At 67.0% G+C, this 11,046-nt stretch carries 11 protein-coding genes and 1 tRNA gene; 5 read left to right on the forward strand and 7 right to left on the reverse strand.

The features are described from left to right. The 6 genes from Y706_RS24570 to Y706_RS0109195 form a co-directional block, all read right to left on the reverse strand. The coding region (locus Y706_RS24570) for a hypothetical protein (RefSeq protein ID WP_084476047.1) at positions 1-437 on the reverse strand (437 nt) is incomplete at its 3' end. A gap of 7 nt (positions 438-444) precedes the next feature. Next, positions 445-1,122 carry a bacterial proteasome activator family protein gene (locus Y706_RS0109175; protein WP_028276362.1) on the reverse strand — a complete coding sequence of 226 codons (678 nt, stop codon included), beginning with the start codon at positions 1,120-1,122 and terminating at the stop codon, positions 445-447. 161 nt (positions 1,123-1,283) lie between these two features. Continuing rightward, complete coding sequence (locus tag Y706_RS0109180; protein ID WP_028276363.1) at positions 1,284-1,475, reverse strand: YbdD/YjiX family protein; 192 nt, start codon at positions 1,473-1,475, stop codon at positions 1,284-1,286. A 13-nt stretch (positions 1,476-1,488) separates the two neighbouring features. Further along, complete coding sequence (locus Y706_RS0109185) at positions 1,489-3,828, reverse strand: carbon starvation CstA family protein (protein ID WP_028276364.1); 2,340 nt, start codon at positions 3,826-3,828, stop codon at positions 1,489-1,491. A gap of 134 nt (positions 3,829-3,962) precedes the next feature. Continuing rightward, a complete protein-coding gene (locus Y706_RS0109190) occupies positions 3,963-4,493 on the reverse strand; it encodes a PadR family transcriptional regulator (RefSeq protein ID WP_028276365.1) in 531 nt (176 codons plus the stop codon). 178 nt (positions 4,494-4,671) lie between these two features. Further along, positions 4,672-5,655, reverse strand: a complete 984-nt coding sequence (locus tag Y706_RS0109195; RefSeq protein WP_028276366.1) for an NAD(P)H-quinone oxidoreductase — start codon at positions 5,653-5,655, stop codon at positions 4,672-4,674. A 163-nt stretch (positions 5,656-5,818) separates the two neighbouring features. On the opposite strand from Y706_RS0109195, the gene Y706_RS0109200 reads away from it, so the two are divergent. Together Y706_RS0109200 and Y706_RS0109205 are read left to right on the forward strand one after the other, a co-directional pair. Next, positions 5,819-5,906: transfer RNA gene (locus Y706_RS0109200), tRNA-Ser, on the forward strand. 758 nt (positions 5,907-6,664) lie between these two features. Continuing rightward, a complete protein-coding gene (locus tag Y706_RS0109205; protein ID WP_156945107.1) occupies positions 6,665-6,946 on the forward strand; it encodes a YciI family protein in 282 nt (93 codons plus the stop codon). A 55-nt stretch (positions 6,947-7,001) separates the two neighbouring features. Here Y706_RS0109205 and Y706_RS0109210 read toward each other — a convergent pair whose 3' ends face one another. Continuing rightward, positions 7,002-7,889 carry a helix-turn-helix transcriptional regulator gene (locus Y706_RS0109210; RefSeq protein WP_043435671.1) on the reverse strand — a complete coding sequence of 296 codons (888 nt, stop codon included), beginning with the start codon at positions 7,887-7,889 and terminating at the stop codon, positions 7,002-7,004. Positions 7,890-8,121: 232 nt separating this feature from the next. Between Y706_RS0109210 and Y706_RS0109215 the strand changes: the two genes are divergently transcribed. The 3 genes from Y706_RS0109215 to Y706_RS24575 form a co-directional block, all read left to right on the forward strand. Then, positions 8,122-9,381 (forward strand): MFS transporter, encoded by a 1,260-nt coding sequence (locus Y706_RS0109215; RefSeq protein ID WP_253906748.1) that lies wholly within the window; start codon positions 8,122-8,124, stop codon positions 9,379-9,381. A gap of 125 nt (positions 9,382-9,506) precedes the next feature. Beyond that, the gene (locus Y706_RS0109220; protein ID WP_028276370.1) at positions 9,507-10,310 is read left to right on the forward strand and encodes a VOC family protein; all 804 of its coding nucleotides are present in this window, start codon (positions 9,507-9,509) and stop codon (positions 10,308-10,310) included. A 374-nt stretch (positions 10,311-10,684) separates the two neighbouring features. Then, positions 10,685-11,046, forward strand: a 362-nt coding sequence (locus Y706_RS24575) for a lamin tail domain-containing protein (protein WP_156945108.1), incomplete at its 3' end; no start/stop codon positions are given.

The following is an 11,046-nucleotide window of genomic DNA, read 5'->3' on the forward strand; positions in this document are numbered from 1 at the left end:
TCCGCAAGCCGCCGCTCGGCGTCGTGGACCTGTTCCAGCACGGAATCGGCGCGCCGCCACACCGACGCGGCGCCAGCCGGGACCGGACCCACGGCAAGCCGGAGCATCGCGGCCGCCTCAGCCGTCATGGCCAGAGAGTTGCCCGCCGTCGACAGGGCACGGTGGACCCCTGCCAGCGGCCCCGGGATGTCCAATCCATTGCTGGGAAAGCGCCGCTGGGCCTCCACGCAGACCTGCCGGACCCGGGGAGCGAGCGCGGAGAGCTGATTGGCGATCTCGACGAGTTCGCCGTACAGGGCCTCGTCTTCGACCCCCTCGAGGACCTGGTGGTAGCGGTCAAGTCCGCGGTTGAAACGGTCATGGGCGCGCCGCCAGAGCCCCTTGCCAAGTTCTGCGTCGTCCCTGCGGCCTTGCCGTGCTGCGCTGAAGAAGCCCAAGGTCGCGCTATAGGTACTGGCCCGGGCCATGGTCCGGGTCCGCGGGTTCGGGCGGCTCGGGGGACTCCGCGCCGTGACGCGGCGCGGCGGCACGGACCGGTTCGCCGTTTTCCCCGATGATGACGCCCGGCGCGATCACGGTTCCGGGCGGCAGCTGGCGCAGCTGCATTTGGGCGTAGGTGTGCTCCCTGGCGGCGTGCTGCGCCGCGATGGCCGTCTGGATGCCGTGGAAGAGCCCCTCAAGCCAGCCGACCAGCTGGGCCTGGGCTATCCTCAGTTCCGCGTCGGAGGGGGTTGCGTTCTCCGGAAAGGGGAGGTTGATCCGTTCAAGCTCCTCAACGAGCTCCGGGGCCAGGCCGTCCTCGAGTTCCTTGATGGACCGGTCATGGATTTCGGCCAGCCGGACGCGGGCAGCGTCGTCCAGGGGCGCGGACTTCACCTCGTCCAGCAACTGCTTGACCATCGTGCCGATCCGCATGACCTTGGCGGGCTGGTCCACGAGGTCCTGAAGTTCGCTCCCCCGCGGCGGCCTGGGCCCGGCACCGGATCCACCGGCGCGGCCGGGCGGCACAGCAGCCGGCGGCGCCAGCGGCGTCCCGGGCAGGGCGTCATCCACGGGTGTGCCCTCGACGGGCACGTCGTCGGCAGTTTGGGCGCGGGGCTGAGTGTCGTGCTGATCGCTCATGGCTTCATACTCTCACGCGCCGGGCAGCCCGGACCCGGCGTCCGCCGGAAGCGGAGGGGCGGCGTCGGACACCGTTGTGCCCCACGCCGCCCCTCCCCCGGCCCGGCCCGGCCAGCTGCTCAGCAGCACCAGCTCAGCAGCACCAGCTCAGCAGCACCGGCTCAACAACAGCGCCCCTGCGGGTTGGTGTCCTGCCGGTCGGTCCGGTCACGCCAGAACTCCCGCTCGGTGAGGGGAAGGCTAGTGTGCCCGGATGCCTCATGGTGCTCCAGGTACTTCTTGTAGGCATCGGCGCCCAGCACACCGCCGAGATACCCGGCAAACCCGCGGAACCCCGCGAGGACCACATTCACTCCCGGCCCCGCATCAGTGGTGCCCGGACTTTTCGAGCCGGTCTCCGGCCGGGAGCTGGTTCCACTCGGCCACGAGGTCACGCTCCGCCGCCGTGGGGACAAACCCTGCCGGGGCGAAGACTCGGGAAGCCAGAGCGGGGTCTTCGTGCTCGGCGTTGGGCAGCCCCGCGGCCGTGTTCCGCAAGGCCTTGATGGATGCCATCACTGCCGTGATGATGACGACGATGCTCAACACCACGAAGATGATCGAGAGCCATCCCTGGATCATCGTGTTGCGGACCACGGCCTCCATGGCGGCCTGGGTCTTGGCGGTCCCAAAGGAGGTCTTGCCGTCCGCCAGAGCCTTGGCGAAGGCTGCGTTGTTGGCGAAGTAGCCCACCGCAGGAACGGGCGAGAAGATCTTGTAGAAGCTCGCCGTGATGGTCACGACGGCGGCCAACGCCAGCGGCGCCGCCACGATCCACAGGAACTTCGGGGCGGTGCGCTTGGCGGCAATGGCCAGGCAGACCGAGAGGGCGATGGCCGCGAGCAGCTGGTTGGCGATCCCGAACAGCGGGAACAGGGTGTTGATGCCGCCCAGCGGGTCGGTGACGCCCATCAGCAGGACCGCGCCCCAGGCGGCCACCATGATGGCGGTGCAGAGCCAGGCGCCCGGGCGCCAGGAGTGTTCCTTGAACTTCGGGACGAAGTTGCCGATCGAGTCCTGGAGCATGAAGCGGGCAACGCGGGTGCCGGCGTCGACGGCCGTGAGGATGAAGAGGGCCTCAAACATGATGGCGAAGTGGTACCAGAAGGCCATCATCGCAGTGCCGCCGATGAACTGCTGCATGATGTGGGCAAGGCCGACGGCGAGGGTGGGCGCGCCGCCCGAACGCGACACGATGCTTTGCTCCCCCACGTCCTTGGCCGTCTGCGCGAGATCACCGGCCGTGATGTTGACGCCGGACAGTCCCAGGCTGTTGACCCACGCGGCCGCGGTCTCGACGGTCCCGCCGGTCAGCGCCACGGGGGCGTTCATGGCGAAGTAGATGCCGCGGTCAATGGAGATTGCCGCCACGAGGGCCATGATGGCCACGAAGGATTCCATGAGCATGCCGCCGTACCCGATCAGGCGCGTCTGGCGCTCCTTCTCGATCAGCTTCGGTGTGGTGCCGGAGGCGATCAGCGCGTGGAACCCGGACAGCGCGCCGCAGGCGATCGTGACGAAAAGGAACGGGAACAGGGCGCCGGAGAACACCGGACCGTTGTCCCGGCCGGCGAACTCGCTGAAGGCCGGCACGGTGATTTCGGGGCGGACCACAATGATGGCCAGCGCCAGCATCACAATCACGCCGATCTTCATGAACGTGGAGAGGTAGTCGCGGGGGGCCAGGAGGAGCCAGACGGGCAGGATGGCTGCGATGAAACCGTAGATGATGAGGCCCCAAGCGATGGTGACCTTGTCCAGGTGGAAGAACGCGGCACCCCATTCGGTGCCCGCCACGGCGCCGCCGCCGATGATGGCGGCCATGAGCAGCACGAAACCGATCAGGGACACCTCCATGACCTTGCCCGGCCGTATGAAGCGCAGGTACACGCCCATGAAGAGGGCGATCGGGATGGTCATGCCCACCGAGAAGACGCCCCAGGGGCTCTCGCCGAGGGCGTTGACGACCACCAGGGCGAGGATGGCGACGATGATCACCATGATGAGCAGGGTTGCGATGAGGGCGGCCGTGCCGCCGATGACGCCGAGTTCCTCGCGGGCCATCTGGCCCAGGGACCGGCCCCCGCGGCGCATGGAGAAGAACAGGACGAGGTAATCCTGGACGGCGCCGGCAAGGACGACGCCGATGATGATCCAGATCGTGCCGGGCAGGTAGCCCATCTGGGCCGCGATGACCGGGCCCACCAAGGGGCCGGCGCCGGCGATGGCGGCGAAGTGGTGGCCGAAGAGGACGTTGCGGTCCGTCCGGACGTAGTCCTTGCCGTCGGCCTTGTATTCGGCAGGGGTGGCACGGCGGTCGTTGGGCCTGGTCAGGTAACGCTCAATGACCTTGGAGTAGAAGCGGTAGCCGATCAGGTAGGTGCAGACGGACGCGAACACAAACCAGATGGCATTGACGGTCTCGCCGCGGATGATGGCGAGCATGAACCAGGCGATCCCGCCCAGCAGCGCAATGGCCGCCCACAGCGCGATCTTGGCGGGCGTCCAGGCGCGGTCCGCGGCGTCGCGGACCGACTCATCCACCGACGTCGGCGGGAGGGAGGGGTCCGGAACGACCCCGTCGTCGAGTTGCGCGGTGCCACGCGCGCTGCCCTGCGTGAGGTTGTTTGTGCTTTCGCGTTGTGTGCCATCTGGCATTGTGCCCATGTCTCCTCCTTGAGAAACCCAGCTGGGCAGCCCACCGGTACAGAACTGCCCTCCGGCACCCTACCAATGCGGGCGGGTCCCGGCCGCAGCCCTGCGCCCGGCGGTGTGTATTGCGCGACGAGCGGTCGGCCCGGCTACGCCCGGAGGTTGCTGAGCTGCACGAGGCGGGCCTCGCAGAGGTCCAGCCAGCGCACCTCGGCTTCGGTCTGGAAGATGAGGGAATCCAGAACCAGGAGCCGGGCGGTGTCGGCCGGGCGCTGAAGCGCGGCCGTGTCGCGGCGGGACTTGGTGTAGTCCTGCAGCGCGCGGATGGAGACCGTCCGCTGGGCCTGGATGATGGCGCCGACGTCTGTCCCGGGAATCGTGAGGCCGAGGGCGAGCTTGATGGCCAGTTCATTCCGGGGCGGATTCGCGCGGGATACCGGGGCCGTGAACCAGGCGCCGACTTCGGTCCGGCCGGCCGTGGTGATGCTGTAAATGACGTGCCCGTCGCCGCCGTCTTTGCGGACCAGCCCGTCGCGTTCCAGCCGGTCCAGGGTGGTGTAGACCTGTCCGATGTTCAGCGGCCAGGAGGACCCGGTGCGGTCCTCGAATTCGGTCCTGAGCTGGTACCCGTAGCGCGGGCGGTCCTGCAAGAGTGCGAGGAGACTGTGACGGATCGACATGGCGCCCCCCGGAATCGCTAAGTCACGAAATCACACAGCATACACGCGCCCCAAGACGCGTGTATACCGCGTATGGAACCACGCTATCGTCTTTGGTGTCCTTGCCGCAAAACAGCGCATGCCCCGCACGGAATAAGTCGGCCCGGACCTGCGGTTTCAGGCCGGATCCGGCACCCCGTTACATGACCAGCAGGACCTTGCCCACGTGGTCTCCGGAGTCGAAGTAGGTGTGCGCGGCGGCGACTTGGTCCAGCGGGAAGCTCTTGGCGACGAGGGGCCGGATCCTGCCGTCGGTCAGCATCGGCCACACGGCGTCGCGGACGGCGTTCATGATCACGGTCTTTTCCTCGACCGGGCGGGGACGCAGTGCGGTGGCGATGATGGCGGCCCGCTTCTGCAGCAGCTGGCCAAGGTCCAGTTCCGCCTTCGCGCCGCCCTGCAGCCCGATCACCACGAGGCGTCCGTAGTCGGCGAGCGCATCGATGTTCTGCTCGAGGTATTTGGCCCCGACGACGTCGAGGATGACGTCCGCGCCTTTGCCGCCGTTTTGCGCGCGCAGGCTCGCCGGGAAGTTTTCCTCCGCGTAGTTGATGGCGATGTCCGCCCCGAGGAAGGCCTTGGCGGTGCCGACTTTTTCCGCGTTCCCGGCCGTCGTGGCCACGCGGGCGCCAACGGCCTTGGCCAGCTGGATGGCCATGGTGCCGATACCGCCTGTGGCCCCGTGGATGAGGACAGTTTCGCCCGGCTGCAGCTGCGCCGTCATGATCAGGTTGGAATAGACCGTCGCCGCGACCTCGGGCAGCGACGCCGCCGTGACCAGATCCACGCCGTCGGGGATCCTCAGGACCTGCCCCGCGGGGACGGCCACCTGCTGGGCGTAGCCGCCGCCGGCGAGCAGCGCCACCACCTTGTCCCCCACGGAAAACGCCTTGGTCACGCCCGGACCGAACCCTGCGATCCGGCCGGAGACCTCCAGCCCGGGGACCTCGGAGGCGCCCGGGGGCGGCGGGTAGAAGCCCTTGCGCTGCTGGACATCGGCACGGTTAAGGCCCGCGGCCACGACGTCGATCAGCACCTCGCCGGGGCCGGCCACCGGGGCCTGAACCTCACGGACTTCCAGGACCTCGGGTCCGCCGGGCTCTGAGATATAGACAGCCTTCATGGAGCACTCCCGATTCCTAACTGGCTCCGCGCACGTTCGCCGCGATCGCCAGGTCCGATCAACATCACTCCCCAGAATATGGCGGGGAGCTGCACGCGTCCGCAAGCGCACCGTGTTTTTGGTTTTTGTTGCAGCCGACTGCCTATGAAAGACTACTCGTTAGGGAAGGTTGTCCGAGCGGCCGATGGAGCTGGTCTTGAAAACCAGTGTGCGGTGACCCCGTACCAAGAGTTCGAATCTCTTACCTTCCGCGGGAGCGCAGATCATGCGCGGTTCAGAGGCCGGCCCGGGGCGATCGAAAGATCGTTCCGGCCGGCCTTACTCGTCTCCGCCCCGGAGTGAAACTCCCGACCGGCCCAAGAATTATCAGCTGTGAATGTTGGTCGGGTTGGCGGCCAACTGGCAGCCCAAGTAACGGTTCTGCACCGTCTTTCAGACCTGACAATAACTTCCGGCCGCATCCCTGATACTGAGGTCTCGAGCGGGATATTCACCCCGCCGTCGCAAATATTGGGGGAACAAAAAAGTGGGTCTCAACCGCACCGGGTTTTACGCGCATGTCACAATGGCGGGCATTGTGCTCAGCCTCGTCCTTGCCGGATGTGCATCACAGCCAGGAACGGTTCCTGCCGCTGCCGCACCGCGCTCGACCACGGGGGCCACGGCTGGGGCCGCGCCGACGGTGACGGCCACACCAACCGCCACTCCAGCACCGGTGGCCCCGACCGCCAGCGCGGCACCCCCGGTGGCGGCGCCTGCCCCGTCAGCGAAGCCTGCAGCAACTGCGCGGAAGACGTTCACGTTCCCGGATGGCCACATTTTCTTCACGTATCCGTCGACCTGGACCGTGCGAACGGTCCTCCCGCCTGCCCGAACCGTCCCCGGCGTTGAAGCGATCGTTTCCGATGGCGCCGGCAACGATCTGCTCTCACTACAAAATGGCTTTACAACTGGTTGCGCAACTGCGCCCACCTCCCGCGAAGTGTTCGATAAGGTGCAGGCTCCGGGAATGACCGCACCGGGCGGCACTAAACCCGTTTTTGGGTTCGCCGTGGAATCCTCTTCGACCCGCGATTTTTACGGAATGGGTCTCCGCGACCCTCGATACCTGGAGCAGGGCAAAGGCGTCACCTCAAGCTGCGGGCTCCTGGCCACGGGGAACGGCGGGCTCACCACGAGTGTTCTTTTCAACTACCCCGCGTTCCCGACCCGGGCCGCCGCAAAGGCCTGGATGGCAACAGAACAGTACGCCCAGCTTAGGGCGCTGCTCATCAGCCTGAACTACGTCTAAGGCAACTCCGGCGCCGGGTAACACGCTCTCTGGCGGGCACGGATCTTGCCTCCCGTCAGCTGGTTGCCCGGCGCCGTTCGATCGTGGCGTCTTCGCTTGCACTCCAACTGGCGAGGAGGTGCAGCCGTTCCGCTGAGGGCGAGCCCGGCTCGGCGGTGTAGACCAAGAGGACCAGGCCCGGTTCCGCGGTGATCGCCAGTTCCTCGTAGGCCAGCGTGAGTTCGCCGGCCACGGGGTGGTGAAAGCGTTTCGTGCCGGACCCGTGAGTCCGCACATTATGGGCGCCCCACAGTGTCCGAAACGTCTCACTGCGGGTCGACAGTTCGCCGACCAGGTCCTGCATGGTGCGGTCGTGGGGGTCGCGGCCGGCTTCAGCGCGCATGATGCCGACGCACATTTCACCGAACAAGTCCCAGTCTGGGTAGAAGTCGCGCGAGGCGGGGTCGAGGAACTGGAACCGCGCCAAGTTCGGGGTGCGGCCGCCGTCCCCGATCACCGGAGAGTAGAACGCCCGGCCCAACGCGTTCGTCGCGAGCAGGTTCTGGTACGGGTCGCGAACGAATGCGACGCCCTCGGTGATCGCTTCCAGCGCCCACTGCAGGCTCAGACGCGCCCCGGTCTGGACGGTCGCACGCCTGCGCGACCGTCCCGAGGTCGGGATGCCGTCTGCGGCGCGGGCCAGATCGAACAAGTGCGCACGCTCGGTGTCATCAAGCCGGAGGGCACGGGAGATGGATTCGAGCACCGACGAGGACGCACCGGCGATCGAACCGCGCTCCAGCTTGGCGTAATACTCCACGCTGACGTCGGCGAGGACCGCAACCTCGCTGCGCCTCAATCCGGCCACCCGTCGGTTCGAGCCTGCCGCAAGGCCCGCTTCTTCCGGCGTAAGTCGTGCACGGCGCGACATCAGGAACTCACGCACTTCACCCCGGTTATCCATGCATCAAGGGTAAATCGCTGCGGCCGAACAAGGGGTTCCCTCCCGGTACACGTCTCACCGGGGACTCCCCCGCCCGCGGAAATCGGGCTTGACTGGCAGGACGGTTGAGCAGTGCTTCCCGGCCTGCGGAACGGTCGACGACGTCGGGCGAGGCGCCGCTTCCTGTGGCTACACAGCCACGCTTGACCAACCCCAACGCTGAGGCACTACCGCCACCCACGAAAGGAACCGCATGACGACCGCCCCCACCCGAACACCGGCACAGGAAGCTATTGCATTAGTCGACGGCACACCAGAGGGCAGCGAACGAGAAAACAATGCACAAGAAAACAGCGCACAGCAAAGACTGCCCCTGACCGCACTGGTGGTCCTGGCCGCCATGGGATTTATCCTCGTCGCCACCGAGACGATGCCCGCCGGCCTGCTTCCTGTCATTGCCGCCGGCCTCCACACCGGCGAAGGCACGGTGGGTCTGCTGGTCAGCGCGTACGCCCTCGGAACGGTCATCGTCACCATCCCCGCGATCATGCTGACGCGTGGCATGCGACGAAAGCCGCTGCTGCTCGGCGGTATCGCCGGTCTCGTGCTTGCCACCACGGTCACCGCAGTCTCCCCCGATGTGACGTTGTCACTCGTGTCACGATTCTTTGCGGGCGCGTTCTCGGGAATCATCTGGGGAATGCTCGCCGCTTACGGGCGCCGCATCAGCCCGCCCCGGCACGCAGGGTTGTCCTTGGCCATCGTGTCCACCGGGGCGCCCCTCGGATTCGCGTTCGGCACCCCGCTCGGCGCCTGGATCGGAACAGCTTTCGATTGGCGCTGGTCATTCGGTGCCCTGTCCGCCCTGGGGGTCATCGTGGCTGCGCTGATCCTCGGATGCGTCCCCGACGCCGCCGGCCAACCGCGAGCGTCACGGCTCCCCCTGGGCCGGGTGTTCAAAATCCCCGGCGTCGCCGTCATCCTGGCCGTCATCGTCGCCTGGATGCTCGCCCACAGCACCATCTACACCTACATCGCCCCCTACCTCCGGGCCACCGGCACCGGCCTCTCCGCCAGCCTGGTCCTGCTGGTCTACGGCATCGCGTCCGTCGTCGGGGTCGCCGTCACCGGTGCGCTGCTGGACCGCCACCCGAGGCCCCTCCTTCACCTCAGCGTCACCGTGTTCGTCGCTTCCGGACTCATTCTGCTGATCGGACATGCATCGGTAGTCGCCATCCTGATCGCCGCCGCGCTCTGGGGCCTCACCTTCGGCGGCGCATCAGCCCAGGTCCAGGGACCACTCACCACCGCCGGAGGCGACAACGCCGACGTCGCCAATGCGTTCCTCCCGGTCGCCTTCAACCTGGCTATCTTCGGCGCGGGCATTCTCGGCGCGCTCCTCCTGACCCCATTCGACGGGCTGACGCTCCCGGTCGTCATGATCGCCCTCGGCATCACCGCCCTGCTGCTCACCCTGTACGGCCGACGCTCGGCATTCCCGCGCCGGCTCTGACTGGCTATGCATTGAAACTGTCCGTGCCCCGTCATAGTCTCTCTGTGTCTCCACCACCCCATCTCCACACAAACCAGAGTCCGGCGGCCGCACGTCAACGGCCGCCACAGAGAGCAGGAGCTTCCATGCCCACACCCGAGCACTCCAACGGCGCACCATGTTGGATCGACCTCATGACATCCGATGCCGAGAAGGCCAAGGCGTTCTACGGTGCGCTGTTCGGTTGGACTTACCAGACCGGCGACGAAGCAAAATACGGCGGCTACATCACCGCCTGGAAGGACGGCAAGTCCGTCGCCGGCCTGATGCAGAAGCAGGAGGATCAGGCCGCGTGGCCGGACATGTGGTCCACGTACCTGCGCTCGGAGGACGCCGCCGCCACCGTCAAGGCTGCAACGGAACACGGCGGCCAGGTCTACATGCCGCCCATGGACGTCCCCGAACAGGGCAGCATGGCGATGATCGCCGACGCCACGGGCGCATCGGTCGGCGTATGGCAGCCGGCTGAGATGAAGGGCTATGAACTGGCGGCCGAGCCCGGTGCTCCGGCGTGGCACGAGCTCCACGCCAAGGACTACGCCGCCGCCGTCAAGTTCTACCAGGACGTGTTCGGCTGGGACACCGACGTCATGAGCGACACCCCGGAGTTCCGCTACACCACCCTGGGCGCGGGCCCGGCGGCCAAGGCCGGGATCATGGACGCGTCTGCCTACCTTCCCGCCGAGGTCCCGTCCAACTGGCAGGTTTACTTCGCCGTGGAAGACGCCGACGCCTCCATCGAGACGGCTGTGTCCCTCGGCGCCAAGGTCATCGACGGGCCGGACAACACCCCGTTCGGCAGGCTCGCCACACTGACCGACCCCACGGGCGCGATGTTCAAGATCGTGGCTGACACCGGACAGGGCGGGCAGTCCGCCACGGACGCCTAACCGGCCAGGACACCAGAGCTCTTCCCACCTAATTACAAAAATTGTTGTAGGAAATACCGGCCAGAGCCTTCCCCGAGGGCTACTGGCCGGTATTCTGCTGTGGAGCGTCCGGTGGAGGCACCCGGACACAACTCACCCGCATCACCAGTCACCATTGCCCGGGGCATTCGAGCCGCTCCGGGAAGGCTGCGGAGCGTCCCGCTGGGGGGCGCCCCGCCGAATGCACGTTTAGTCCATACGTTGTTCATTCACCCCTGTTTGGATGGGCCCGGCACGACTTGACCAGGAGTTCTGGCCGGCCACTGTCCGCTGCACCCTGCGGACGCACTGCACCCTGCCCTTTACCCGGGGCACCCTAATGAGAGTTAGAGCGGATGAAACTAACACCCTGGAAAACAGCGCTGGGCTCAGCACTGTCGGCGGCGCTGATAGCAGCTCCACTGGCGGCGGCCGTGCCGGCCAACGCCACCGAACCCTTGCCGGCAGCAGCCGGAACCTCGCCGGTGGTCATCAACGAGGCCTATCTCAGCGGCGGCAGCGCCGGCGCTGCCTTCAAGAACAAGTTTGTCGAGCTGTACAACGGCTCCGACGCGCCGGTCTCACTGGAGGGCTGGAGTCTCCAGTACCGCTCAGCCCCGGGCACCGGCGCGCCGAGCTCGGTGGCAGTCCTGGCCGGCAGCATTCCCGCCAAGGGCTACTACCTGCTCAAGGGCGGCAGCAACGGCACGGCCGGCGC

The sequence above is a fragment of the Arthrobacter sp. I3 genome, from assembly GCF_000520575.1.
GTDB lineage: Bacteria > Actinomycetota > Actinomycetes > Actinomycetales > Micrococcaceae > Arthrobacter > Arthrobacter humicola_A.